This is a genomic window from Pseudomonas sp. SWRI50 (assembly GCF_014269095.1).
Lineage (GTDB): Bacteria > Pseudomonadota > Gammaproteobacteria > Pseudomonadales > Pseudomonadaceae > Aquipseudomonas > Aquipseudomonas kermanshahensis.
The window spans coordinates 101,246-126,166 of the sequence record NZ_JABWRW010000016.1; the positions used below are offsets into that span (position 1 = coordinate 101,246).

The following is a 24,921-nucleotide window of genomic DNA, read 5'->3' on the forward strand; positions in this document are numbered from 1 at the left end:
TTGCATGGATGTGCGGTGGGTTGAAGAAGGTTAGCCCTGTTCACGTTTTGTGCTGCCAGGGCCGGCCTCTTCGCGGGCAAGCCCGCTCCCACTGGGGCATCACATGCCCCAAAAGCTGTGTTGATCCTGTGGGAGCGGGTTTACCGGGGCGCCGGACCGCCGCGAATGCCTCACACCGTCATCGCTGGAGGAACGCCAACAAGTCTTCATTCAGCTGCTGCGCATGCGTCACGGCAAACCCATGCGGCGCACCTTCATACACCTTCAGCTCGGCCCCACGAATCAACTCGGCGGCTTTCTTGCCCGTGGTCTCGAACGGCACGATCTGGTCCGCGTCACCGTGAATCACCAAGGTCGGCACCTCGATCTTGGCCATGTCCGGGCGGAAGTCGGTCTTGGAGAACGCGGTGACGCAATCCAGCGTGCCCTTGATCGAGGCCAGCAGCGCGATGTTCAGGGTCTGCGTCAGCACCCCCTGGGACACCTGCTGCCCTTGGTTCAAGCCATAAAACGGCGTGGCAAAATCGGCGATGAACTGCGCCCGGTCGGCACGCAAGCCCGCCTGAATACCCTCGAACACCGCAGCCTCGACCCCCTCAGGGTTGTCATCCCGCTGGCCAAACACCGGCGTCACCGCCCCCAGCAGCACAAGCCCGGCCACCCGCTCGTTACCATGGCGCGCGATGTAGCGGCTGACATCGCCACCGCCCATGGAGAAGCCCACCAAGGTCACTTCACGCAGGTCGAGGTGTTCGATCAGTTGGGCGATGTCATCGGCAAACGTGTCGTAGTCATAGCCATTCCACGGCTGGCTCGACCGGCCGAAACCACGGCGGTCGAAGGCGATGGCGCGGTAGCCACGGCTGGCCAGGAATTCCATCTGCGAATCCCACATGTCGGCGTCCAACGGCCAACCATGGCTGAACAGCACGGGCTTGCCGCTGCCCCAGTCCTTGAAATAGAGCGAAGTGCCATCGCGGGTTACGAGTGTGCTCATATCGGTATCTCCTTGAAAGTCTATGGGGAAGGGGCTGAATCAGCCACGCAGCCAGTTGGCGCAGCGGCGGGTTACCCACGGCATGATGTAGAACACCACGGGCAGGATGACAAACAGGTTGACGATCAGGTTGCCGGTGATCGCGCCGCCCAAGTGCGGAAAGCGCGCGAACAACGGCGCCAGCAGTTGCGGAATGACCATGGTCATCGGGCAGATCACCAGGTAGGTCAGCAACGCTTGCTTCCAGCGCGGCGGTTGTGCCGCCGTGGTGCTCGGTGGGGTGAACCAGAACTCTGGGTCTTCATGAACCTGGGTGTTGTCACCCTCCTCCAGCAGCGGCAGCACCTGGCTGACCAGCGTCTGGCGCTCGGTGGAGTTGACCCAGGCCTGCAGCAGGCTGGCATCGCTGAAGCGCACCACGGTGGTGAAGTGGCGGCCGCCGTTTTCGGGGCGGATCACGTTGACGTCGAGGTGGCCGGGTTGGCGGCGCGCGGCACTGACCGTGTGCTTGAGCCAGTCCTCGTAGCCGGCCAGCGCCTCGGCGCGAACCTTGTGCTGGATGACCAGGGTGACCACGTTGCGGTTGTCTTGGAGTGCGGTGTTCATCGACATTCCTTGGGATGAGCTGGCCCGCACTCACTGTGCAACAGCGAACGGGCGGAGGATTGAATGGGTGTGCTGCCCTTGCCGGGCACCGACGGTCGGTGCCCGGTGCGCGGCGGGTTACTTGCCGGCGTTGAAGGCGTTGTAGCTGGTCATCAGGTTGCGGTAGTCCGGGATGTGGTTGGAGCACAGCGCCGCCAGGCCTTCGACGTCATTGCGCCAGTCGCGGTGCAGCTCACAGGCCACGCCGAACCAGGTCATCAGCTGCGCACCGGCCTGGCTCATGCGGTCATGGGCGGCATCGCGGGTCATCGCATTGAAGGTGCCGGACGCATCGGTTACCACGAACACCTCGAACTCTTCTTCCAAGGCTGTCAGGGCCGGGAAGGCGACGCAGACCTCAGTCACTACACCGGCGATGATCAGCTGCTTCTTGCCGGTCGCCTTTACCGCTTTGACGAAGTCTTCGTTGTCCCAGGCGTTGATCTGGCCTGGGCGGGCGATGTAAGGGGCGTCTGGGAACAGCGCTTTCAATTCAGGCACCAGCGGGCCGTTGGGGCCTTGCTCGAAGCTGGTGGTGAGGATGGTTGGCAGGTTGAAGAACTTGGCCAGGTCGGCCAGGGCCAGCACGTTGTTCTTGAACGCGTCTGGCTCGATGTCGCGGACCAGGGACAGCAGGCCAGCCTGGTGGTCGACCAGCAGCACAGCGGCGTCGTCTTTGTTCAGGCGGTTGTATTTGAATGGGGCCATGGTCGTTGCTCCTAAGGGTTTTGATGTTCAGTAAGTTGGGTGTTTCGCGTTGATGGGAGAAGATTAAAACCATCACCTTTGGAGCGGTAGATAGCGGTTTTTGGCTTTAGCGTTCTGTTTTGTGAACGATTGATTGGCAGGCCTGTAAACCGGCAAGCCGGCTTCATGGACGCTGGGCTTGTTGAAGACCACAAGCCAATTCCTACGCCATGCTTCGTCTGAGGAAAATCCCTACAAGTAGTGTCGATACCGATCTGATTGTTCGTGTTGCCCGTGATACCTAGGCTTGTGGACTTGCCGTCGCTTCAGCAATCGCTAGTCGCCAGGTACTTCTTTGAACCCCCCTATCTCGCCCGCGATAATCACTGAGAAAACGTGTCAGAGCACTTGGTTGGATAGGGGGTTGCCAGACCTCAGGTCTCTTGACCGTGAAATGCGTGCACAAGCCATCGATGAGGTCGCTGCAGCAGGCACCCATGAGGGCGCCATCGAGCGGGTTGCTCACCACCTAGGCTTGAGCAACTCATCGAGCGCCTTTGTGGTCATCAACACACCCTTGGGGGATGTTCAGATTCGACGCAGCTGCATCCATCACATCGTCGAGAAAAGGCAAGATGCGCGGGAGCGCTACATCCAAGTCGCTGTGGATACCCTGACCGGGCCGTTTGAGGTGTGGAGCGTGGCCTATACCAACGACACACATAGGTTGGCATTTATAGGGGTATATGAAGCCAAGCGGCAGATGCTGGCGATCGTTACGCTCGAGAGCGGAAAAATACTGTGGAATTTCATGCAGTGCGACGCGAAAGCACTCAACAAGCACCGCCATGGCGAACTGCTGTACAAGCGCTATGAGTTTCTGCCGGGCAAAGAAAAGGGCCACTGTCACCAGTAGCCCTGAATAGACGCTTGATATTCATATACACACCCTCAAGCCGGGGTGTGGAGGTCTCACCCTGCGCTGATGATTCAGCCATCGACGGGGTTCCTACGCCAGTTACTGCCGCTGAATGGCAACTGGTTTCGCGCTCGGGTAAAACGCTATCACAGTCTTTGAGCAAGTCAACAGCTTTGCGGCAATGCGGGATGTAGTTGGAGCACAGCCCGCGACCCCTTCGACCACAGGGCAACGGCCTTGACCGTCAGATACAACTTACCCGTCCCCCATTGCCTGCCTGCCCAACCTGCTCTATTACTACGCACAGCCCTCCCCTCACCCCCGAGACCACCATGCTGGCTTTCATCCAGTCGTCCCCGTTGTTGCTCGGCACTTCACTGATCCTGCTCGACCTGATTCTCTGGCAACTGATCCCCCTCCAACGCCGGGCCTGGCGTATCGGCTCGCGGCTGGTGATTTTCCTGCTGTTCAGCTGGGTGCTGCTGGCCGCGGGCATGAGCCCTTTGCAGCCGCCGCCATGGCCTGACGATGTGTCGCGCAACCTGATGGCGACAGTGCTGACGATCGGCTGGTGGCTGTTCGGTGCGCGCACGGTGACTGTGGTGTTCGGGCTGTTGCTGGTGGCGCGTGGTAGCCATGGCGGGCGGTTGCTGCAGGATGTGCTGGGGGCGCTGATCTTTTTGGCGGCGGTGGTGGCTGCGGCGGGCTATGTGATGCAACTGCCGGTGAAGGGGCTGCTGGCCACCTCCGGGGTGATGGCCATCGTCATCGGCCTGGCGCTGCAAAGCACCTTGGCCGACGTGTTCAGCGGCATCGTGCTGAACACGACGCGGCCGTACCAGATCGGCGATGCCATCTCCATCGACGGCACCGAAGGCAAGGTGCTGGACATCGACTGGCGTGCCACGCGGCTGCTGACCAGTGCCGGCAGCCTGGCGGTGATCCCCAATTCGGTGGCGGCCAAAGCCAAACTGCTCAACCACAGCCGCCCGCCTGACGTGCATGGGGTGTCGATCAGTGTGGTGGTGCCGGCCAAGGTGCGCCCCAAGCGGGTGTTCGATGCGCTGGAAAAGGCCCTGCAGGGCACGCGCGCGATACTCGCCACGCCCAAGCCCAAGGTCACGGTGAAGGCTTCGACCCTGGAGTCGGTGGAGTACGAAGCCAGTGGCTTCATTGCCGACATGGGCGGCAAGACCGACGCGCGCAATCAGCTGTTCGACCTGGCCCATCGGCACCTGGAGGCCAGTGGCGTGATGTGGAACGTCGACCTGGCCCTGCCGCCGCGCAGCCGCCAACGCGAGGTGCTGGATGAAGTGCGGGTGTTCCGCTCGCTGAGCGATGAAGAGCGCGATGCGCTGAGCCAGCGCATGACGGCCGTGGAATACCTGGCGGACCAAGTGATCCTGGGTGTGGGCGAGCGCTCGGACCACCTGCTGGTGATTGGCAGCGGCGTGGTTTCAGCGTCGATTCGCGATGGTGACAAGCTGCTGGAGGCCGGGCGCATGGGGCCGGGGGAAGTGCTGGGGATCGAGGGCATCATCGACGAAGACGACGGCTTTGCCGAGTTCCGCACGCTGACCAGTTGCGTGCTTTACCGCATCGACAAGGAACAGGTGAAGAGCTGCCTGGTGCAGCGGGGCGAGGTGCAGACGGCGTTGAGCAAGTTGCAGCGGTTCAGGCGGCAGAGCCGGGAGTCGTTGTTGCTGCAGAAGCCGGCCCTGATCAAGAAAGGTGGCTTTCTCAGTTGGTTGCACAAGTAATATTTTTCACTGTGCTGGCCTCTTCGCGGGGCAAGCCCGCTCCCACAGATACATCGCAAAGGTTGAATTCACCGGTGTACTTGTGGGAGCGGGCTTGCCCCGCGAAGAGGCCAGTGGCTACAACACCACCCTCAAGCACTGCCCCGCGTGGTACAGCGAGAACCCGGACTCGTAGAACGCCGTGCGCAGCGACGGGGCGCTCACCCCGGTCATCGGCGAGAACGGAATCGGCAGGCTGTCCGCTTCGCCCTTGAGCAAGAACTCGGCAAACGCTCGCCCGATCACGGTCCCGGTGGTGTTGCCGCGACCGTTGTAACCGGTCACCGCCACCAGCCCCGGCGCCGGCTCGAACAGGCGCATCAGGTGGTCGGGGGTAAAGTCGATGCAGCCGGTCCAGTGCATCTCCCACTCGACCTTGCCCAGCTCAGGGTAGTAATGGCTCTGAATACGGTCAGCCCAGCTGCGCACGAACCAGGCCGGCTTGTTGTCGACCCGGCCCAGGCTGCCGAGCAGCAGGCGGCCCTGGTCGTCGCGGCGGATGCTGCTGAGCACAGTGCGGGTGTCCCAGGAGCCCTGGCCATGCGGCAGCACCTTGTCAGCGGCAGCGCCGTGCAGCGGCTTGGACGCGACCTGGTAGTAGTAACCGCGGAAGAACTGCTTCTGCAGGTTGCTCCAGTCGCCTTCGGTGTAGGCACCGGTGGAAATCACCACCTTGTGGGCGCGCACCGAGCCACGTGCCGTTTTTACGCGCCAGCCATCGCCTTCGCGCTCCAGGCCCTCGACCGAGGACTGCTGGAACACCTTGCCACCCAGGCGCGAAACCGCAGCGGCCAGGCCTTGGGTGTAACCCATGGGGTTGATGGTGCCGGCGCGGCGGTCGAGCAGCGCGGCGGAAATCTTGTCGGTACCGCAGTATTCCTGGCACTGGGCGCCGGTCAGCAGCTCGACGTCAGCACCGCGGCGGCTCCATTGTTCATGGCGGGCTTCGAGGTCGGCAATGCCGGTGGCGTTGTGCGCCATGTGCAGCGTGCCTTTGTGCTGGGCTTGGCAGTCGATGCCCAGGCGCTCGATCATGGCGAATACCTCGCCCGGTGCTTCGCCAAGCACTTTGTTCAAGCGGCTGCCCTGCTTCTGGCCGAGGGTCGCCTCGACGTCGTCGGGGCGGATCCAGGTGCCGGCATTGACCAGGCCGACGTTACGTCCGGAGCCACCGTGGCCGATCTTCCAGGCTTCCAGCAAGATCACCGACTTGCCCTGTTCGAGCAGGTGGATCGCTGCGGACAGGCCGGTGATGCCGCCACCGATGACACAGACATCGGCCTTGTGCTCACCGGCCAGGGCCTGGGCGGCGACGGTCGGTTTGCTGACGAATTCCCACAAGCATTGTTGACGCAGTTCGGACATGGCCGGCTCCAGCAGTGTTGTTCTTATTGCGGGTGCATCTGGTTTTGTTGGGGCCACTTTGCGGCCCATTCGCGGGACAAGCCCGCTCCCACAGGGACCACACAGGCCTGAAAGGCAGCGGGGATCCTGTGGGAGCGGGCTTGCCCCGCGAACCGGGGGCAAAGCCCCCGGCCATGCAGCATCAGTCGAACACGATACCCTGCGCCAGCGGCAGCTCGCGCGAGTAGTTGACGGTGTTGGTCTGACGACGCATGTAGCCTTTCCAGGCATCCGAACCGGATTCACGACCACCGCCGGTTTCTTTTTCGCCACCAAACGCACCGCCGATCTCGGCGCCGCTGGTGCCGATGTTGACGTTGGCGATGCCGCAGTCGCTGCCCGAGGCACTCTGGAAGCGCTCGGCTTCACGGATGTCGGTGGTGAAGATGCACGAGGACAGGCCTTGTGGCACTTCGTTGTTCAGGCGCAGGGCCTCTTCGAAATCATCGTAGGCCAGCACGTAGAGGATCGGCGCGAAAGTCTCGTGGCGAACCACGTCGCTCTGGGCCGGCATCTCGGCGATGGCTGGGGACACGTAGTAGGCGTTCGGGTACTGGTCAGCCAGCTGACGCTCGCCGCCAAACACCTGGCCACCTTCGTCGCGGGCCTTGGCCAGCGCGCCCTGCATGGCGTCGAACGACAGTTTGTCGATCAGCGGGCCCACCAGGTTGTCTTTGCGTGGGTCACCGATACGTACTTTGCCGTAGGCGGCTTTGACGCGGGCAACCACTTCGTCCTTGATCGAGCGGTGCACGATCAGGCGGCGCAGGGTGGTGCAGCGCTGGCCCGCAGTACCCACGGCGGAGAACAGGATGCCGCGCACAGCCAGGTCCAGGTCCGCGCTCGGGGCCAGGATCATGGCGTTGTTGCCGCCCAGTTCGAGAATGCTGCGGCCGAAGCGAGCGGCAACACGTGGGCCGACTTCACGGCCCATGCGGGTGCTGCCCGTGGCGCTGACCAGCGGCACACGTGGGTCATCGACCATCGCTTCGCCCGCTTCACGGCCACCGATGACCAGTTGCGCCAGGCCAGCCGGTGCATCGCCAAAGGCTTTCAGGGCTTTTTCGAACAGCGCCTGGCAGGCCAGGGCGGTCAGTGGGGTCTTTTCCGACGGCTTCCACACCACCGAGTTACCGGCCACCAGGGCCAGCGCGGTGTTCCAGGCCCAGACGGCAACCGGGAAGTTGAAGGCGCTGATCACGCCAACCACGCCCAGCGGGTGCCAGGTTTCACGCATGTGGTGGCCAGGGCGCTCGGAGGCGATGGTCAGGCCGTACAGCTGACGCGACAGGCCGACGGCGAAGTCGCAGATGTCGATCATTTCCTGGACTTCACCCAGGCCTTCCTGGGTGATCTTGCCGGCTTCGATCGAAACCAGTTCGCCGAGGTCGGCCTTGTGTTCACGCAGCACTTCACCGAACAGGCGGACCAGCTCGCCACGGCGTGGGGCCGGCACGGTGCGCCAGGCGTCGAAGGCGCTTTGCGCCTGATCGATGCGGGCGATGGTCTCGGCCTTGCCGAGCAGTTTCACCGAAGCGATCTGGCTGCCGTCGATCGGCGTGTGAACAGGGTAGTCGCCCTGGGTGTAAGCCTCGGCGGCAACGCCAAGGCGCTCGAGCAATCCAGCAACCATTTGTGCATCTCCTACATCGGTGATGGGGTGGAAAAATGATGTGGATCAGTATTAATCCGATCACACCAGTGCAACAAACGACCTTTATTCCGCATATCATTCCGTCAGGTAATGATTTGAGCCGCAGAGACCGCTATGTCCAAACGCCTGGTGCCCTCCATGACCGCCCTGCAGTGCTTTGAAGCTGCAGCCCGTCATTTAAGTTTCACCCGTGCCGCCGAAGAGCTGCACCTGACCCAGAGCGCGGTCAGCAAGCAAGTGGCGCAACTCGAAGACATGCTGCGCCACCACCTGTTCCTGCGCATTCGCCGCCGCCTGCAACTGACGCCAGCGGGCAGCCTTTACCTGGCCGAGGTCAACAAGATCCTCACCCAGGTGGACATGTCGAGCCGCTACGTACTGACCTATGGCGAGCAGACCGAGATATTGAAGGTAGCCACTCAACCGAGTTTTGGCGTGCGCTGGCTGATCCCCCACCTCAAAGGCTTTGGCAAGCGCCACACCAATATCCACCTGGACATCCGTAACGAGATGGAGCCATTCGCTTTGCTGCAAGGCTCGGCGGATGTGGTGTTCTTCTATGGGCAAGGCACCTGGCCGGGGGCGACCTGCGTGGAGCTGTTCCGCGAAGAGGTGGTGCCAGTGTGCGCGCCGGAGCTGTTGGCCGGGCGGGCGCTGGCCGATGCCGGTGAGTTGGCCGAGCTGGTGCTGCTGCAGAGTACGTCGCGGCCAGAGGCGTGGCATGAGTGGTTTCTGGAGCTGGGGCTGCAGAGTGTGAGTGCCTACCATGGGCCGCGGTTCGATACGTTCTATATGGCCTTGAGCGCGGCGCAGGCGGGCTGTGGGGTGGCGCTGGTGCCGCGGTACCTGGTGGCCAAGGAGCTGAATGAAGGGAGCCTGGTCATTGCCTGGAATCATGCGATGAAGAGCACCGGGGCGCATTACCTGGCGTATGCCGAGCATGCGGCGGAGGTGCCGAAGGTGCGGGCGTTGGTGGAGTGGATTCGCGAGCAGTTGTAGGCTCTAGGGCCTCTTCGCGGGTAAACCCGCTCCCACAGGTACTGCACAGCGTTCAAACATTGCACCACCCCTGTGGGAGCGGGTTCACCCGCGAAGGGGCCCTAAGGTCGATCAAAAAAGGAATGACACTCGCACTTTTTTTCGCTTGTGAGGCATGTGCATTCCCAGCTTTCATGTAAGCGTCCGAACCCAACCAGGAAGCTAGCGATGCCCGCCCACGATTTCGTCAGCCCAGACAGCATCCGCGCGCAGTTCTCTGCCGCCATGTCGCTCATGTACAAACAGGAAGTGCCGCTGTATGGCACGCTGCTGGAGCTGGTGAGCGAAATCAACCAGCAGGTGATGACCCAGCAACCAGAGGTGGCCGAAGCGCTGCGCTGGACCGGCGAAATCGAGCGCCTGGACCAGGAACGCCACGGCGCCATCCGCGTCGGCACCGCCGAAGAACTGGCCACCATCGCCAAACTGTTCGCGGTGATGGGCATGGAGCCCGTCGGCTACTACGACCTCAGCTCTGCAGGCGTACCCGTGCACTCCACCGCCTTCCGCGCCGTGCACGAGCAGTCCCTGCATGTCAGCCCGTTCCGGGTGTTCACCTCGCTGCTGCGCCTGGAATTGATCGACAACCCGCAACTGCGCGAACTGGCACAGGGCATCCTGGCCAAACGCAAGATTTTCACCCCGCGCGTACTCGAGCTCATTGCCCAGTGCGAGCGTGACGGCGGCCTCAGCGCAGCCGACGCCGAGGCGTTCGTGCAGGAAGCGCTGCACACCTTCCGCTGGCACCATGACGCCACGGTAACCGCTGAGCAGTACCAGCAACTGCACGACCAGCACCGTCTGATTGCCGATGTGGTGGCCTTCAAGGGCCCGCACATCAACCACCTGACCCCGCGCACCCTGGACATCGACGCGATCCAGGTCGGCATGCCGGCCAAGGGCATTCCACCAAAGGCCGTGGTCGAAGGCCCGCCCACCCGCCGCCACCCAATCCTGCTACGCCAGACCAGCTTCAAGGCGCTGCAGGAAAAAGTCGCCTTCAGCGGCCAGCAAGGCAGCGAGGGCAGCCACACCGCGCGTTTCGGCGAGATCGAACAACGCGGTGCCGCACTGACGCCGAAGGGTCGCCAGCTGTACGACAAACTGCTTGATGCTACCCGCGCCGCCTTGGGCGGTGTGCCAGCCGAAGCCAATGCCGAGCGTTACAGGACGCTGTTGAGCCAGACCTTCGCCGAGTTCCCCGACGACCTGGCGCAGATGCGTGAACAGGGCCTGGCCTACTTCCGTTACTTCGCCACCGAAAAAGGCCTGGCCGCTCGCGATCACAGCGACCGCCCGACCACCCTGCAAGGGCTGATCGATGCGGGGCATGTGCACTTCGAGGCGCTGGTGTACGAAGACTTCCTGCCAGTGAGTGCAGCGGGGATCTTCCAGTCCAACCTGGGCGATGATGCGCAGGCAGAATACGGCAGCAACGCTAACCGTGAGGCGTTCGAAGCTGCATTGGGGCTGAAGGTGCAGGATGAGCTGGCGTTGTATGCGCAGAGCGAGCGCCGCTCGTTGCAGGCGTGTGCACAGGCGCTGAACCTGGGGTCGATGTAAGCCTTAGGGTCGCATTGGGTCGCGCTGCGGCCCAAGCGTCGGCAGGACCTGCACATCTGGCAGGTCCATCGCCGCCACCTCCGCGTGCAAGAATTCGCTCAAGCGCCGCAACCGCTCGCCACCCGGCCGGGTGCGCGGCCACACCAGGTAGTAATCCATGCCGCTGGGCACCGCCGTTGGCCAGGGCAAGCTCAAACGCCCCTGCGCCACATCCTCGGCCACCATCAGCAAATCCCCCATCGATATGCCATAGCCACGCGCCGCTGCGATCATGCCCAACTCCAGGGTATCGAACACCTGGCCGCCCTTGAGCGACACCTTGTCGCTAAGCCCCATGCGTTCCAGCCATTCGCGCCAGTCACGCTTGTCCACGGTCGGGTGCAGCAGTTCGATGCAGGCCAGCCGACGCTCGTCCCACGGCCCATCATCGAGCAGGTCCGGGGCGCCCACCGGGATCAGCAGTTCGGGAAACAACCGGCGCACTTCCCAATGCGCCGGGAACACGCCATCGCTGAGCAACACGGCGCAATCGAAAGGTTCCTGGTTGAAGTCGACATGGTCGACGTCCATCCAGGCACTGGTCAGCTGCACTTCGTTACCGGGCTGCAGGTGACGAAAACGGCTAAGGCGGGCCAGCAACCAGCGCATGGTCAGGGTAGAGGGCGCTTTCATGCGCAAGATGTCATCTTCGCCGCGCAAGGTGTCGCAAGCCCGCTCCAGCGCGGCGAAGCCTTCGCGCACGCCGGGCAGCAACACCCTGGCCGCTTCGGTCAATTGCAAGCTGCGGCCGCTGCGCACGAACAGGCGGCAAGCGAAGTGTTGTTCAAGGGTGCGGATATGGCGGCTGACCGCACTCTGGGTAATCGAAAGCTCTTCGCCGGCACGGGTGAAGGAGCTCAGTCGCGCAGCGGCTTCGAATGCGCGCAAGGCATACAACGGTGGAAGCTGACGAGACATTAGGCACCTGCCATGCGGGCTGGGGAACGGATCGCTGACAGCATAAACACATGAGTCAAACTCATGCCAATGATCGTTTTTATCCTTTTGTGCAAAGCTGACCAAAGCCTCAGAATCGCCCTTCGCTCACGGGATCAGGAAAAGGACCACACGCATGCATGTAGCGCCTACCACCGAACTCAAGGCTTTGCTGCGCCTGGCTGGGCCGCTGATCGCCTCGCAGTTGGCGCACATGCTGATGGTGCTGACCGACACCCTGATGATGGCCCGCATCAGCCCGCAAGCCTTGGCGGGCGGCGGTTTGGGCGCTGCGAGCTACTCGTTCGTGTCGATTTTTTGCCTGGGCGTGATCGCCGCGGTCGGCACGCTGGTGGCCATCCGCAAGGGTGCCAACGACATCGAGGGCGTCACACGCCTGGCACAAAGCGGCCTGTGGCTGGCCTGGGGCCTGGCCCTGGTCGCGGCGCTGGTGCTGTGGAACCTGGAGCCGGTGTTGCTGATGTTTGGCCAACAGCCGGAGAACGTCGCCTCGGCCGCCGAATTCCTCACCCTGCTGCCGCTGGCCCTGCCCAGCTACCTGACCTTCATGGCCCTGCGTGGCTTCACCAGCGCGCTTGGCCGCTCGACGCCGGTGATGGTCATCAGCGTGATAGGCACGGTGCTCAACTACCTGCTCAACGTTGCGTTGATCGAAGGCATGTTCGGCCTGCCCAAGCTGGGCCTGATGGGCATCGGCCTGGTCACAGCCGTGGTGTCGCTGGGCATGGCGATTGCCTTGGCCCTGTACATCCGCTGGCATTCGGCCTATGCCGCCTACCCGCTGCGCCAGGGCCTGTCACGCCCTTCCCTGCCGGCCCTGCGCGAGCTGTGGCGGCTGGGCCTGCCGATTGGCGGCACGTACATGGTGGAGGTCGGCCTGTTCGCCTTTGCCGCACTGTGCATGGGCGTGCTCGGCAGCACGGAGCTGGCGGCGCATCAGATCGCGCTGCAGATCGTTTCCACGGCGTTCATGGTGCCCACCGGGCTGTCTTATGCCGTGACCATGCGCGTGGGCTTGTACTACGGCGGCGGCAACCTGCTCGCGGCCCGCAGCGCAGGCCGGGTGGGGATCGGTTTTGGCGGGATGATCATGTTCGCCTTCGCCGCGCTGTTCTGGCTGTTGCCGGATGCCCTGGTGGGGTTGTTCATCGACCGCAACGACCCCGCGTTCGCGGCCATCTACCAACTGGCCGTGCAGCTGGTGATGGTCGCGGCCTGGTTCGAGCTGTTCGACGGCATGCAGACCATCGCCATGGGCTCGATCCGTGGGCTGAAGGATGCCAAGACCACCTTCCTGATAGGCCTGTGCTGCTATTGGCTGGTGGGTGCTCCCAGCGCTTGGCTGTTCGCCTTCAACCTGGGAGGCGGCGCGGTCGGGATCTGGTGGGGGCTGGCGTTGGGGCTGGCCTGTGCGGCAGTGGCGCTGACCCTTGGCTTTGAATGGCGGATGAAACGGCTGTTGAGAAAGGCGGGTTTGCCTGACAGGTCTGCACTGCCTGTGTGATTGCCGGGGCTGCTTTGCAGCCCTAGCCGCATTACAGGCTAGCCAGATGCGGCGTTCCACAGTCCTGCAAAAACGCCATCAACTCCGCCACCGGCAGCGGCTTGCTGACCAAAAATCCCTGCACCTGGTCACAGCCGAACTCGCGCAACAACGCCATCTGCGCTTCGCTTTCCACTCCCTCGGCAACCACTTCGAGGTTGAGGTTATGCGCCAGGTTGATCATGGCGTGCACCAGCTTGCGGTTCTCCTCGCGCATTTCCATCTCGGCGACAAAGCTGCGGTCAACCTTGAGCAAGGCGATTGGCAGGCTGTTCAAGTGCACGAACGATGAGAAGCCGGTGCCGAAGTCATCCAAGGAAAAACGCACGCCCAAGCGCCCAAGGGCATCCATGGTCTGGCGCACCCGTTCGTTGCGGCGCATGACCGCCGTCTCGGTCAGCTCGAACTCCAGCCAGCGGGCATCGACGCCGTGCTCGATGATCAACCGGCTCAGGGTGGCCAGCAGCTGGCTGTCCTGAAACTGCCTGAAGCTCAGGTTCACCGCCATGTGCAGCGGCGGCAGGCCATGCTCGCACAGCGCCTGCATGTCACGCAGCGCGCGCGATATCACCCAGTAGCCAAGCGGCACGATCAGCCCGCTCTGCTCGGCCAGCGGCACGAACTCGCTGGGCGGCAACAGGCCGCGCTCGGCATGGCGCCAGCGCACCAGCGCCTCGAGGCCAACGATGCGCCCATCGGCCAGGTTCAGCCGTGGCTGGTAATGCAGCTCCAGCTCGTCACGGCGCAGGGCCCGGCGCAGCTCGCTTTCCAGGTCGGCGAGGCTGCGGGCGTTGCGGTTGATGCGTTCGTTGAAGACATGAAAGGTACAGCCCTGGCTACCCTTGGCCTGGCGCATGGCGATGTGCGCATGCCACATCAGCGGGTCGGCGCCGCCCTGCGCCCTGGCGTGGGCCAGGCCCAGGCTGCAGCCGAGCAGCAGGCTTTCGCCGTCGATCCAGTAGGGCTCGGCCAAGGCTTCGATGATGCGTTCGGCCATCCACTCGGCGCGGTTCGGGTCGCGGCGGGTATCGATCAGCAGGGCGAATTCGTCACTGCCCAGCCGGGCCAGCTGGTCGCCGGCCTCCAGTTGCAGCTTGAGCCGTGCCACCACCTGCAGGATCAGCCGATCGCCGCTTTGATGGCCAAGCGCGTCGTTGACGTGGCGGAAGTTGTCCAGGTCGAGGTGGCCGAGGGCCAGGCCACGGCCATCCCCCTCTGCCAGGCGCGTGGTCAGCAAGGCCTGGAAACCCTGGCGGTTGGCAATACCGGTCAGCGGGTCCTGCTCGGCCAGGCGTTGCAAGGTGGCAACCAGCACGCCGCGCTCGCGAACGTGGCGCAACGAGCGGCGCAAGGCATCGGCATTGAGGTGGTCACGCACCAGCCAGTCGCTGACCCCGGTGGGCGCCACTTCAGGCTCGTGATCGAGCAGCACGACCGTGGGCAGCTCGCAGCGGCCGGGGGCTGGCAGCAAGGCCGGGGTGGCCAGGATCACGGCTTGGCGGTCGTGGCTGAACAGGCTGTCGACCGACTCCCAGTCAGGTGCGGTCAACAACACCGCGCTGCCGCTCAGTGCCTGCACGCACTCGCGCAACAGCACGGCCCATTCCGGCTCATCAGCCAACAGCAGCAAACGCAACGGTTCGACAGGCGTGGACAAGCGGGCTCCTTAGGGCATGGGCGGGTGCAACGGCAGAGGCCAAGTATGCCACTGCATGAATGAAAATGATTTACGCTTTTATATATGTAGGCAACGACACATTTCGTCGTGCATCGTGCGCGAAACCAGGCCAACCGGCAAATACGATTTTTTCGGTGAATAGCATGAGCCTGACTAATACTTATGCACTGATAAAAGTCTGACTCAGACGTCAGACGGTCGCGCCATTACCGGCCCATGCCTGTTAGAATGCGCGGCTATTTTCTGGCGACCCCCGGTTTCTAGCATGTCCCGACTCAATCCCCGGCAACAGGAAGCCCGAGACTACGTCGGCGGCCCTCTTTTGGTGCTCGCCGGTGCAGGTTCCGGCAAGACCAGCGTCATCACGCGCAAGATTGCCCACCTCATCCAGAACTGCGGCATCCGTGCCCAGTACATCGTGGCGATGACCTTCACCAACAAGGCCGCGCGCGAGATGAAGGAGCGGGTCGCCACCTTGCTGCGCCCGGGGGAAGGCCGCGGCCTGACGGTGTGCACCTTCCACAACCTGGGTTTGAACATCATCCGCAAGGAGCACGACAAGCTGGGCTATAAGCCAGGCTTTTCGATCTTCGACGAGTCCGACATCAAGGCGTTGCTGTCGGACATCATGCAGAAAGAGTATTCCGGCGACGACGGCATCGACGAGATCAAGAACATGATCGGTGCCTGGAAGAACGACCTGATCCTCCCGCCCGAGGCCCTGGAAAAGGCCCGCAACCCGCGCGAACAGACCGCCGCCATCGTCTACACCCACTACCAGCGCACGCTCAAGGCGTTCAACGCGGTGGACTTCGACGACCTGATCCTGCAGCCGGTCAAGCTGTTCCAGGAACACCCCGAGGTGCTGGAGCGCTGGCAGAACCGCGTGCGCTACCTGCTGGTGGACGAATACCAGGACACCAACGCCAGCCAGTACCTGCTGGTGAAAATGCTGATCGGCATGCGCAACCAGTTCACCGTGGTGGGCGACGATGACCAGTCGATCTACGCCTGGCGTGGCGCGCGGCCCGAGAACCTGATGCTGCTCAAGGAGGACTACCCCTCCCTGAAGATCGTCATGCTCGAGCAGAACTACCGCTCCACCAGCCGCATCCTGCGCTGCGCCAACGTGCTGATCGCCAACAACCCACACGCGTTCGAGAAGCAGCTATGGAGCGAGATGGGCGTGGGCGACGAGATCCGCGTGATCCGCTGCAAGAACGAGGAAGCCGAGGCCGAACGCGTGGCCATGGAAATCCTTACCCTGCACCTGCGCACCAACCGCCCGTACAGCGACTTCGCCATCCTTTACCGCGGCAACTACCAGGCCAAGCTGATCGAACTGAAGCTGCAGCACCACCAGGTGCCGTACCGCCTTTCAGGTGGCAACAGCTTCTTCGGCCGCCAGGAGGTCAAGGACCTCATGGCCTACCTGCGCCTGCTGGTAAACCCCGACGACGACAACGCCTACCTGCGCGTGATCAACGTGCCGCGCCGGGAAATCGGCTCCACGACCCTGGAAAAGCTCGGCAATTACTCGACCGAACGCGGTATCTCGATGTACGCCGCCAGCGAAGAGCTGGGCCTGGGCGAGCACCTGGACGCTCGTTACACCGAGCGCCTGCAGCGCTTCAAGCACTGGCTGGACGGGGTGCGCCACAAGGTGGCGCTGGATGACCCGATCGCCGCGCTGCACGAGATGATCCGCGACATCGACTACGAGAACTGGATCCGCCAGCAAACCGCCAGCGACAAGGCGGCGGAGTTCCGCATCAGCAACGTCTGGTTCCTGGTCGATGCGCTGAAAAACACCCTCGAGAAGGACGAAGAGGGTGACATGACCATCGAGGACGCCATCGGCAAGCTGGTGCTGCGCGACATGCTTGAGCGCCAGCAGGAAGAGGAAGAAAACGCCGAAGGTGTGCAGATGATGACCCTGCATGCCTCCAAGGGCCTGGAATTCCCTTACGTGTTCATCATGGGCATGGAAGAAGAGATCCTTCCGCACCGCTCCAGCATCGAAGCCGACACCATCGAAGAAGAACGCCGCCTGGCCTACGTGGGCATTACCCGCGCGCGCCAGACCCTGGCCTTCACCTTTGCGGCCAAGCGCAAGCAGTACGGCGAGATCATCGACTGCACCCCGAGCCGGTTCCTCGACGAACTGCCGCCGGACGATTTGGCCTGGGAAGGCCTGGACGATGCGCCCGTCGAAGTGAAAGCCGCGCGTGGCAACAACGCACTGGCCGATATTCGGGCAATGCTCAAACGCTGATCAACCCTTACTCTTTAACCGTTGCCGCTGTTGCGGCCACCTTTGCTACATCGAGGAAAACCACAGTGGAAGCACTGCATCAGAAGATTCGCGAAGAAGGCATCGTGCTTTCCGATCAGGTTCTTAAAGTCGACGCGTTTCTCAACCACCAGATCGACCCTGCGCTGATGCAGTTGATCGGTGACGAGTTCGCCCGCCTGTTCGCCGACGCCGGCGTGACCAAGATCGTCACCATCGAAGCCTCGGGCATCGCCCCGGCGGTGATGACTGGCCTGAAGCTGGGCGTGCCGGTGATCTTTGCGCGCAAGCACCAGTCGCTGACCCTGACCGAGAACCTGCTGACTGCCTCGGTGTACTCCTTCACCAAGCAGACCGAGAACACCGTGGCCATCTCGCCGCGCCACCTCAACAGCAGCGACCGCGTGCTGGTGATCGACGACTTCCTGGCCAACGGCAAGGCGTCCCAGGCACTGATCTCGATCATCAAGCAGGCCGGCGCCACCGTGGCCGGCCTGGGTATCGTCATCGAGAAGTCGTTCCAGGGCGGCCGTGCCGAGCTGGACAGCCAGGGCTACCGCGTTGAATCGCTGGCCCGGGTGAAGTCGCTGGAAGGCGGTGTGGTCAGCTTCATCGAGTAAGCCTGTACCGGCCCCATCGCCGGCAAGCCGGCTCCCACAGGTACTGCACAAGGCGCGGCCTCGTGAAGTTCCTGTGGGAGCTGGCTTGCCGGCGATGGGCTGCAAAGCAGCCCCGGCAATCTTCAGGGCACCGCCAACCCTGCCAGCAAAAGCCGCTGATACAACTCTTCCTTCAATCCCTGCGGAGCGTCCAGCCCCATCCGCTTCAGGTGCCCCTCATACCCCTCCGGCCCCGGCGCATCCAGCGCGGCCTTGCCCAGCTCCAGCGCCTCGCTCAGCCTGAACTTGCTCTTCAACCAGTTAAGCGCCCGCAGCAAGTCCCGCTCCTCAGCCGTGAAATCAGTCCCCAGCGGATACTCCGGAAACAACCCTGCATGCCGTGCCCGGATAGCCTCGAGCCGCTCCGGCGTATTGTCAGTGAAGCGGGCTTCCAGCTCGAAATCCTTGGCCAGCTTGCCGGCCTGCTTGGCCTGCTCCATCAGCTCGCCCTGGAAGCGTGAGTCACTGACCGCCAGCAGCCGCGCAATCACCTCACTGTCCGTCTGCCCACGTAAATCGGCGATGCCGTACTCGGTTACCACGATGTCACGCAAATGCCGGGGAATGGTGCAGTGGCCATACTGCCAGAGCAGGTTGGACGTCACCTGCCCGCCCGCCTCACGCCAACTGCGCAGCAGCAAAATCGAGCGCCCACCCTCCAGCGCATGGCCTTGGGCGACGAAGTTGTACTGCCCGCCCACGCCGCTGAGCACACGGCCATCCTCCAGCTGGTCGGCAACCCCCGCGCCGAGCAAGGTCATGGTGAACACGGTGTTGATGAAGCGGGCATCCCGACGTTGGCGGCGTTTCAGTTCCTCTTGGCCATACAGCTCGTTGATGTAGCTGATCCGCGTCATGGCAAAGCGTGCGCGCTGCTCCAGCGGCATTTCGCGCAAGCGTTGGTAGAACGCCCGCGGGCCAAGGAAAAACCCGCCATGCACCAGCACGCCCTGCTCGTCCGCCGGGCGCCGCACCACGCCTGCCTCGGCCAGCGCCAGCAGGCCATTGACGAACATCTCGCTGCAACCGTAGAGGCCTTGGGCGAAGGCATCCAGCCCCCCTTCGCGCTCGATCAGGGCCTGCCACGGGCCGACATCCAGTTCATCCATCAAGGCCCGGTAGCCGGCGTTGTCGCCCTGCCTGGCCAGCAACGCGGCGGCCACGGCATCGCCCATGGCACCAATGCCGATCTGCAACGTGCCGCCATCGCGCACCAGCGTGCTGGCGTGCAGGCCAATGCAATGGTCCTGGGTGTTGACCGGCATGTTTGGCGTAGAGAACAGCCGACGTTGCTCCACCTCGTCAATCAGCAGGTCGAAGGCGTCGATGCTCAGCTCCGCATCACCCGGCATGTAGGGCAGCTCGGCATGAACCTGCCCGAGCATGAGAATGGTCTCGCCGGCCGCGCGGCGCTTGGCGATCATCGGCAGCAGGTCGAGGGTGATGTCGGGGTTACAGGCCAGGCTCAGGTGCACGGGCTTTTCGGGCGTGGCAGCCACCAGCTGGGCAATCAGGTTCAGGCCCTTGGCGTTGATGTCGCGAGCGGCGTGGCTGTAGTTGCTGCTGATGTAGTCCTGCTGGGCAGTCTCGCTGTGCAGCAGGCTGCCGGGCTGCATGAAGAACTGCTCGACGCGGATGTTCGGTGGCAGGCAGTCGTTGCGCAGGTCGGCGAGGTAAGTGAGCTCTTCGTAGTCGGCAAAGACACGCTCGACGAAGGGCTCGAGAAAGCGCCGCTGCAGGCCATCACCCAGTGGCGGGCGGCCGAGGCTGAGGGCGGTGTAGATCGTTAGGCGACGTTCGGGCAGGTCGCGCACTCGGGCGTACAGGGCGTTGACGAAGGCGTTGGGTTTACCAAGGCCCAGTGGCAGGCCCATGTGGATATGGGCCGGCAGGCGTGACAAGACCTGCTCGACAGCCTGATCGATGGCGCAGAGGTGCATCTTGGCCTCCTGAGTCTTCCATGGGGTCAGGGGTTGGACATGGGATATGGCGGGTTGGTTGCCTGTGCGGGCCTCTTCGCGGGGCAAGCCCGCTCCCACAGGTACACCGCAGCATTCAAAGACTGTGAGGTCCGTGTGGGAGCGGGTTTACCCGCGAAAGGGCCGGCACAGCCAGCACAAAAACAAAGCCCGCCATCAACGGCGGGCCTCGTGCAATTCAGCTGTTACTCACAACCCCGACATCTTCTTGATCGCCCCTTTCAGGTCATCATCCGAGCAATCCGCGCACGTGCCTTTAGGCGGCATGGCGTTGATGCCGGTAATGGCCTTGGCCAGGATGCCATCCAGGCCGCCCTGGTGGTCGGCGCGTTCTTTCCACGCGGCGGTATCGCCGATTTTCGGCGCGCCGAGCAAGCCGGTGCCATGGCAGGCATTGCAATGCTTGGCGATGATGTCGTCTGGCGTCTTGGCACCGCCGCCGCCTGCAGCAGCGGCCACTTCCATGCCCTTGCACTCCTGGCCTTGGACGCACACTTGGCCAACCGGCTCTAGGCGCTTGGCGATGTCGTCGTTGGTCGCAGCGGTTGCGCTCATTGCCCAGAGGGCGAATACGGCTGCTGGTACGGCCAGCATCTTCTTGATTTGGTTCACGCGTACACCCTCATGGTGGCTAATCACGCTCGCGGCCACGGGTCGGCGAGCGTTGAAAAGTATAGCGGGAACCCAGAGACCGTGAAACGACCCTACACAGGAAAGGGGTATTGCCGAATCAATGCACTGCGCTGGATCAAAAGTTTGAAGGCGTCGCCGCGCTGATCAGCCGGGCCGGCGCGTCGAAGGGGTTGCGAAAGCGGTGCGGGCGGGTGCTTTCGAAGTAGTAACTGTCGCCTTCTTCGAGGATGAACACCTCGTTGCCGACCACCAGTTCAAGCCGGCCTTCGAGCAGGATGCCGGTCTCCTCGCCGTCGTGGGTGAGCATTTCGGCGCCGGTGTCGGCACCCGGTGGGTAAACCTCGGTGAGAAACGCGATGGCCCGGTTGGGGTGCGACTTGCCCACCAGTTTCATGGTCACCGCGCCGTCCGAGATATCGATCAGCTCATCGGCCTTGTAGACGATCTGCGTCGGGCTCTCGACAGCCAGTTCGACCGAAAAGAATTCGACCATCGACATCGGAATGCCGCTCAACACCTTGCGCAGCGAACTGATCGAAGGGCTGACGCTGTTTTTCTCGATCATCGAGATGGTGCTGTTGGTTACGCCCGCGCGCTTGGCGAGTTCACGTTGTGACAGGCCCTTGAGCTTGCGGATGGCTTGCAGTCGTTCGCCGACGTCCAAAGCTGGAGCCTCCTGAAACGGGTAGAAATAGGGGTGGATGTGAACGATATCATGGCAATGCCGTTCAGTATTTACAACACACCACCCCTCAAGCTGTCCGCTTCAGCGTCTCATTCGTCGCACTTACTCACCGCAGTAGTCTTTCGGCACCCGCTTCAGGTTGCAGAAGATCTGGTAGGGGATGGTGCCGGCCTGCGCAGCCACTTCGCTGGCCAACACCTGCTTGCCCCACAGCTCTACCGGGCTGCCGATGTTAGCCTCAGGCACATCGGTCAGGTCGATGCAGAGCATGTCCATCGAGACCCGGCCGATCAGCTGGGCGCGCTTGCCGGCGACCATCACCGGGGTGCCATTGGGGGCTTGGCGCGGGTAGCCATCGGCGTAGCCCATGGCAACCACGCCGACACGGGTCGGCCGCGGGCTGGTGAACTTGGCGCCGTAGCCAACCGGCTCACCGGCGGGCAGTTCGCGCACGCTGATGACGCGCGATTGCAAGGTCATCACCGGTTGCAGGCGTTGCGCCTCAGCCTGGGCGACTTCGAAGGGGGTGGCGCCATACAGCATGAGGCCTGGGCGTACCCAGTCGCCGCCAGCCTGTGGCCACGCCAACACGCCGGGCGAGTTGCGCAGGCTGCACTCGGCGGCCAGGCCCTGACGCGCAGCCTCGAACACCGCGATCTGCTCGGCGGTGGCGTCGGCGTCCAGTTCGTCGGCACGGGCGAAATGGCTCATCAGTACGATGCGCGCCACCTTGCCGCTGGCCAGCAGGCGCTGATACGCCTCGTGGTAATCCTTGGGGTGCAGGCCGACGCGGTGCATGCCGCTGTCGAGCTTCAGCCAGATCGTCACTGGCTTGTGCACCTGGGTCTTTTCGATCGCTTCGAGTTGCCACAGCGAATGAACCACGCACCACAGGTCGTGCTCGGCGATCAGTGCCAGCTCGCTGGCCTCGAAAAAGCCTTCGAGGAGCAAAACGGGGGCTTTGATGCCCGCGGCGCGCAGCTCCAGTGCTTCTTCGATGCAGGCCACGGCAAAGCCGTCGGCTTCGGCTTCCAGCGCCAGGGCGCAACGCACCGCGCCATGGCCGTAGGCATCGGCCTTGATCACGGCAAGGGCTTTGGCGCCGGTCAGTTCACGGGCGAGGCGGTAGTTGTGGCGCAGGGCCTGGAGGTCGATCAGGGCGCGGGCGGGACGCATGGCGGCATGCCTTATGGTGGTTCAGTTTAAAAACAGTGTCTGCTTCTTCGCGGGCAAGCCCGCTCCCACAGGTACTGCACAGTGTTCGATAGCTGTGCGGTCCCTGTGGGAGCGGGCTTGCCCGCGAAGAGGCCGGTACAGGTGAACTTATTGCTGGTGAACGGGCGCGGTCTGCCCGTGCTTGGCCACTTCCCGGCTGTTGCCATACCGGGAAATATCCAGCCCTTCGGCACTGATCTGCGGCTTTTTACGTGCAATCAGGTCTGCCAGCAGGCGACCGGAGCCGCACGCCATGGTCCAGCCCAAGGTGCCGTGGCCTGTGTTGAGGAACAGGTTACGGAACGCTGTGGCACCCACGATCGGCGTACCGTCCGGGGTGGCCGGGCGCAGGCCGGTCCAGAAACTGGCTTGGCTCAGGTCACCGCCGCGAGGATAAAGGTCGTTGACGATCATCTCCAGCGTTTCGCGCCGACGCGGGTTGAGCGACAGGTCAAAACCGGCGATCTCAGCCATGCCGCCAACGCGGATGCGGTTGTCGAACCGGGTGATGGCAACCTTGTAGGTCTCGTCGAGAATGGTCGACGTCGGCGCCATCTCGGCGTTGGTGATCGGCACGGTCAGCGAGTAACCCTTGAGCGGGTAGACCGGCGCCTTGATGCCCAGTGGCTTGAGCATTTGCGGCGAGTAGCTGCCCAGGGCCAGCACGTAGCGGTCGGCGGTTTCCAGCTTGCCGTCGATCCATACACCGTTGATGCGGTCACCGGCAAAGTCCAGGCGCTGGATGTCCTGGCCGAAGCGGAACTCCACACCCAGCTTCTGCGCCATGTCGGCGAGCTTGGTGGTGAACAGCTGGCAATCGCCGGTCTGGTCGTTGGGCAGACGCAGTGCACCGGCGAGGATGTCTTTTACCCCGGCCAGGGCCGGTTCGACGCGAGCAATGCCATCGCGGTCGAGCAGTTCATAAGGCACGCCGGACTGTTCGAGCACAGCGATGTCCTTGGCTGCGGCATCGACCTGAGCCTGGGTGCGGAACAACTGGGTAGTGCCCAAGGTGCGGCTTTCGTAGGCGATGCCGGTTTCGGCGCGCAGCTCGTCGAGGCAGTCGCGGCTGTACTCGGACAGGCGCACCATGCGCTCCTTGTTCACCGCATAGCGGCTGGCGGTGCAGTTGCGCAGCATCTGTGCCATCCACAGGTACTGGTCAACGTCGCCGGTGAGCTTGATGGCCAGTGGCGCATGGCGTTCGAGCAGCCACTTGATGGCTTTGAGCGGCACACCCGGGGCAGCCCAGGGCGAGGCATAGCCGGGCGAGATCTGGCCTGCGTTGGCGAAGCTGGTTTCCATGGCCGCCGCTGGCTGGCGGTCGACCACCGTCACTTCAAAACCTTGCCGGGCCAGATAATAGGCACTGGCGGTTCCGATGACACCGCTACCAAGTACCAGAACTCGCATTGTTGATCCCTCGCACGCGGCGCACCGCAGTCTTTTGTTGAAATGGCATGGATGCGCGCAGTATAAAAATTACAGACCAGTGCAATTCACTATATAAAAGCCTATATTTGGCGAGAATTCTCGGCAATATTGCCTTTCACGGAGGGGCATCCCCTATGAGAACCCAGCACCAGAGCAAGCGTGAACTGGACAAGATCGACCGCAACATACTGCGGATCCTGCAGAATGACGGCCGTATTTCCTTCACCGAACTGGGCGAGAAAGTTGGGCTTTCCACCACCCCGTGCACCGAGCGCGTCCGCCGCCTGGAGCGCGAGGGCATCATCATGGGCTACAACGCCCGGCTCAACCCGCAGCACCTGAAGGGCAGCTTGCTGGTGTTCGTCGAAATCAGCCTGGACTACAAGTCTGGCGACACCTTCGAGGAGTTCCGCCGCGCCGTGCTCAAGCTGCCCCATGTGCTGGAGTGCCACCTGGTCTCAGGCGACTTCGACTACCTGGTGAAAGCGCGCATCTCGGAAATGGCCTCGTACCGCAAGCTGCTGGGCGACATCCTGCTCAAGCTGCCGCACGTGCGCGAGTCGAAGAGCTACATCGTGATGGAGGAGGTAAAAGAGAGCCTCTGCCTGCCGATTCCGGACTGAGGCTAGACCAGCACTTGGCGGGTGGTGGCGATGAACTGGTGAACGAGCTGCTCGGCCTCGGGCTCGATCATCTGTTCAGGGCCGCGACCGCGCGGGCAGGCCATGCGCGGGGTGGTGCCGAACAGGCGGCAGATCATCGGCCGCTCTTCATACACCGTGCAACCATTGGGGCCCAGGTGCACGCAGTCCAGGTGCTCCAGCGCAGCGGCCTGCTCCGCCTCGGTCTTGCGCGGCAGGCGGGCCATTTCTTCGGTGGACGTGGTGACCGGACCGCAGCAATCGTGGCAACCGGGCTCGCACTCGAATGAGGGGATGAGCTCGCGCAGGAAGTGGATCTTGTGGCGGTTGCAGGACATGGCGGGTACACACTGAGGGTCGAGGTCGAATTATAGGGCCAATCGCCGGCAAGCCGGCGATTGGGCCAGTTGCCCCACCACAAAACCCCAGCTTATCCTCCCCCCTTCTGTTTTCCTGCCC

General features: G+C 63.1%; 21 protein-coding genes. 8 read left to right on the plus strand and 13 right to left on the minus strand.

All coding sequences use genetic code 11. From position 1 onward, the window contains the following. Window positions 1-178: 178 nt before the first annotated feature. The 3 genes from HU750_RS17690 to ycaC form a co-directional block, all read right to left on the minus strand. A complete protein-coding gene (locus tag HU750_RS17690) occupies window positions 179-997 on the minus strand; it encodes an alpha/beta fold hydrolase (protein ID WP_085272179.1) in 819 nt (272 codons plus the stop codon). A 39-nt stretch (window positions 998-1,036) separates the two neighbouring features. Beyond that, window positions 1,037-1,603 (minus strand): antibiotic biosynthesis monooxygenase, encoded by a 567-nt coding sequence (locus HU750_RS17695; RefSeq protein ID WP_186681461.1) that lies wholly within the window; start codon window positions 1,601-1,603, stop codon window positions 1,037-1,039. A gap of 117 nt (window positions 1,604-1,720) precedes the next feature. Beyond that, the gene (ycaC, locus tag HU750_RS17700) at window positions 1,721-2,350 is read right to left on the minus strand and encodes an isochorismate family cysteine hydrolase YcaC (RefSeq protein ID WP_186681463.1); all 630 of its coding nucleotides are present in this window, start codon (window positions 2,348-2,350) and stop codon (window positions 1,721-1,723) included. 433 nt (window positions 2,351-2,783) lie between these two features. On the opposite strand from ycaC, the gene HU750_RS17705 reads away from it, so the two are divergent. Together HU750_RS17705 and HU750_RS17710 are read left to right on the plus strand one after the other, a co-directional pair. After that, window positions 2,784-3,245 (plus strand): PBECR2 nuclease fold domain-containing protein, encoded by a 462-nt coding sequence (locus tag HU750_RS17705; protein WP_159455775.1) that lies wholly within the window; start codon window positions 2,784-2,786, stop codon window positions 3,243-3,245. A 335-nt stretch (window positions 3,246-3,580) separates the two neighbouring features. Then, the gene (locus HU750_RS17710) at window positions 3,581-5,008 is read left to right on the plus strand and encodes a mechanosensitive ion channel family protein (RefSeq protein ID WP_186681468.1); all 1,428 of its coding nucleotides are present in this window, start codon (window positions 3,581-3,583) and stop codon (window positions 5,006-5,008) included. 117 nt (window positions 5,009-5,125) lie between these two features. Here the strand turns inward: HU750_RS17710 and amaA are convergent, their stop codons facing one another. After that, on the minus strand, window positions 5,126-6,412 hold the full coding sequence (gene amaA / locus HU750_RS17715) for an L-pipecolate oxidase (RefSeq protein WP_186681470.1): 1,287 nt from the start codon (window positions 6,410-6,412) through the stop codon (window positions 5,126-5,128). Window positions 6,413-6,593: 181 nt separating this feature from the next. Then, on the minus strand, window positions 6,594-8,084 hold the full coding sequence (amaB, locus tag HU750_RS17720) for an L-piperidine-6-carboxylate dehydrogenase (protein ID WP_012274799.1): 1,491 nt from the start codon (window positions 8,082-8,084) through the stop codon (window positions 6,594-6,596). A gap of 135 nt (window positions 8,085-8,219) precedes the next feature. On the opposite strand from amaB, the gene HU750_RS17725 reads away from it, so the two are divergent. After that, the gene (locus HU750_RS17725) at window positions 8,220-9,104 is read left to right on the plus strand and encodes a LysR family transcriptional regulator (protein WP_027592182.1); all 885 of its coding nucleotides are present in this window, start codon (window positions 8,220-8,222) and stop codon (window positions 9,102-9,104) included. A 207-nt stretch (window positions 9,105-9,311) separates the two neighbouring features. Next, the gene (hglS, locus tag HU750_RS17730) at window positions 9,312-10,706 is read left to right on the plus strand and encodes a 2-oxoadipate dioxygenase/decarboxylase HglS (protein ID WP_186681472.1); all 1,395 of its coding nucleotides are present in this window, start codon (window positions 9,312-9,314) and stop codon (window positions 10,704-10,706) included. A 3-nt stretch (window positions 10,707-10,709) separates the two neighbouring features. Here hglS and HU750_RS17735 read toward each other — a convergent pair whose 3' ends face one another. After that, the gene (locus HU750_RS17735; RefSeq protein WP_027592180.1) at window positions 10,710-11,663 is read right to left on the minus strand and encodes a LysR substrate-binding domain-containing protein; all 954 of its coding nucleotides are present in this window, start codon (window positions 11,661-11,663) and stop codon (window positions 10,710-10,712) included. A 154-nt stretch (window positions 11,664-11,817) separates the two neighbouring features. On the opposite strand from HU750_RS17735, the gene HU750_RS17740 reads away from it, so the two are divergent. Continuing rightward, window positions 11,818-13,206 carry a NorM family multidrug efflux MATE transporter gene (locus HU750_RS17740; protein ID WP_027592179.1) on the plus strand — a complete coding sequence of 463 codons (1,389 nt, stop codon included), beginning with the start codon at window positions 11,818-11,820 and terminating at the stop codon, window positions 13,204-13,206. Between the two features lie 31 nt (window positions 13,207-13,237). On the opposite strand, the gene HU750_RS17745 is transcribed toward HU750_RS17740, so the two are convergent. After that, window positions 13,238-14,902, minus strand: coding sequence for a putative bifunctional diguanylate cyclase/phosphodiesterase (locus HU750_RS17745; RefSeq protein ID WP_186681475.1), 1,665 nt, complete (start codon window positions 14,900-14,902; stop codon window positions 13,238-13,240). A 286-nt stretch (window positions 14,903-15,188) separates the two neighbouring features. On the opposite strand from HU750_RS17745, the gene rep reads away from it, so the two are divergent. Both rep and HU750_RS17755 read left to right on the plus strand, forming a co-directional pair. Beyond that, complete coding sequence (rep, locus tag HU750_RS17750) at window positions 15,189-17,198, plus strand: DNA helicase Rep (protein ID WP_186681477.1); 2,010 nt, start codon at window positions 15,189-15,191, stop codon at window positions 17,196-17,198. A 65-nt stretch (window positions 17,199-17,263) separates the two neighbouring features. Further along, the gene (locus HU750_RS17755; RefSeq protein ID WP_003253535.1) at window positions 17,264-17,836 is read left to right on the plus strand and encodes a xanthine phosphoribosyltransferase; all 573 of its coding nucleotides are present in this window, start codon (window positions 17,264-17,266) and stop codon (window positions 17,834-17,836) included. A 122-nt stretch (window positions 17,837-17,958) separates the two neighbouring features. Here the strand turns inward: HU750_RS17755 and HU750_RS17760 are convergent, their stop codons facing one another. From HU750_RS17760 to dadA, 5 genes are all read right to left on the minus strand, one after another. Beyond that, window positions 17,959-19,815 (minus strand): acetyl-CoA hydrolase/transferase C-terminal domain-containing protein, encoded by a 1,857-nt coding sequence (locus HU750_RS17760; protein ID WP_186681479.1) that lies wholly within the window; start codon window positions 19,813-19,815, stop codon window positions 17,959-17,961. Window positions 19,816-20,043: 228 nt separating this feature from the next. Next, entirely contained in the window at window positions 20,044-20,448 is a 405-nt protein-coding gene (locus HU750_RS17765; protein WP_033693936.1) for a c-type cytochrome, read from the minus strand. A 154-nt stretch (window positions 20,449-20,602) separates the two neighbouring features. Then, window positions 20,603-21,151: a type II toxin-antitoxin system RelB family anti-toxin gene (gene relB / locus HU750_RS17770; protein WP_027592174.1), complete on the minus strand. Its 549-nt coding sequence runs from the start codon at window positions 21,149-21,151 to the stop codon at window positions 20,603-20,605. Between the two features lie 123 nt (window positions 21,152-21,274). Continuing rightward, on the minus strand, window positions 21,275-22,348 hold the full coding sequence (gene alr / locus HU750_RS17775; protein ID WP_186681481.1) for an alanine racemase: 1,074 nt from the start codon (window positions 22,346-22,348) through the stop codon (window positions 21,275-21,277). Window positions 22,349-22,495: 147 nt separating this feature from the next. Continuing rightward, entirely contained in the window at window positions 22,496-23,800 is a 1,305-nt protein-coding gene (gene dadA, locus HU750_RS17780; protein WP_186681483.1) for a D-amino acid dehydrogenase, read from the minus strand. Window positions 23,801-23,955: 155 nt separating this feature from the next. Here dadA and dadR point away from each other — a divergent pair, with 155 nt between their 5' ends. Continuing rightward, window positions 23,956-24,444, plus strand: a complete 489-nt coding sequence (gene dadR, locus HU750_RS17785) for a transcriptional regulator DadR (RefSeq protein ID WP_003258963.1) — start codon at window positions 23,956-23,958, stop codon at window positions 24,442-24,444. Between the two features lie 2 nt (window positions 24,445-24,446). On the opposite strand, the gene HU750_RS17790 is transcribed toward dadR, so the two are convergent. Then, window positions 24,447-24,800 (minus strand): YkgJ family cysteine cluster protein, encoded by a 354-nt coding sequence (locus HU750_RS17790; protein ID WP_027592171.1) that lies wholly within the window; start codon window positions 24,798-24,800, stop codon window positions 24,447-24,449. Between the last annotated feature and the right edge of the window lie 121 nt (window positions 24,801-24,921).

Bases quoted from the DNA above. Each gene is read 5' to 3' on its own strand.
- alr (WP_186681481.1), bottom strand. From the start codon at position 22,348: ATGCGTCCCGCCCGCGCCCTGATCGACCTCCAGGCCCTGCGCCACAAC.
- HU750_RS17705 (WP_159455775.1), top strand. From the start codon at position 2,784: ATGCGTGCACAAGCCATCGATGAGGTCGCTGCAGCAGGCACCCATGAG.
- ycaC (WP_186681463.1), bottom strand. From the start codon at position 2,350: ATGGCCCCATTCAAATACAACCGCCTGAACAAAGACGACGCCGCTGTG.
- amaB (WP_012274799.1), bottom strand. From the start codon at position 8,084: ATGGTTGCTGGATTGCTCGAGCGCCTTGGCGTTGCCGCCGAGGCTTAC.
- HU750_RS17725 (WP_027592182.1), top strand. From the start codon at position 8,220: ATGTCCAAACGCCTGGTGCCCTCCATGACCGCCCTGCAGTGCTTTGAA.
- HU750_RS17790 (WP_027592171.1), bottom strand. From the start codon at position 24,800: ATGTCCTGCAACCGCCACAAGATCCACTTCCTGCGCGAGCTCATCCCC.
- HU750_RS17735 (WP_027592180.1), bottom strand. From the start codon at position 11,663: ATGTCTCGTCAGCTTCCACCGTTGTATGCCTTGCGCGCATTCGAAGCC.
- HU750_RS17710 (WP_186681468.1), top strand. From the start codon at position 3,581: ATGCTGGCTTTCATCCAGTCGTCCCCGTTGTTGCTCGGCACTTCACTG.
- amaA (WP_186681470.1), bottom strand. From the start codon at position 6,412: ATGTCCGAACTGCGTCAACAATGCTTGTGGGAATTCGTCAGCAAACCG.
- hglS (WP_186681472.1), top strand. From the start codon at position 9,312: ATGCCCGCCCACGATTTCGTCAGCCCAGACAGCATCCGCGCGCAGTTC.
- HU750_RS17760 (WP_186681479.1), bottom strand. From the start codon at position 19,815: ATGCACCTCTGCGCCATCGATCAGGCTGTCGAGCAGGTCTTGTCACGC.
- dadR (WP_003258963.1), top strand. From the start codon at position 23,956: ATGAGAACCCAGCACCAGAGCAAGCGTGAACTGGACAAGATCGACCGC.
- dadA (WP_186681483.1), bottom strand. From the start codon at position 23,800: ATGCGAGTTCTGGTACTTGGTAGCGGTGTCATCGGAACCGCCAGTGCC.
- HU750_RS17765 (WP_033693936.1), bottom strand. From the start codon at position 20,448: ATGCTGGCCGTACCAGCAGCCGTATTCGCCCTCTGGGCAATGAGCGCA.
- HU750_RS17695 (WP_186681461.1), bottom strand. From the start codon at position 1,603: ATGAACACCGCACTCCAAGACAACCGCAACGTGGTCACCCTGGTCATC.
- rep (WP_186681477.1), top strand. From the start codon at position 15,189: ATGTCCCGACTCAATCCCCGGCAACAGGAAGCCCGAGACTACGTCGGC.
- HU750_RS17740 (WP_027592179.1), top strand. From the start codon at position 11,818: ATGCATGTAGCGCCTACCACCGAACTCAAGGCTTTGCTGCGCCTGGCT.
- HU750_RS17690 (WP_085272179.1), bottom strand. From the start codon at position 997: ATGAGCACACTCGTAACCCGCGATGGCACTTCGCTCTATTTCAAGGAC.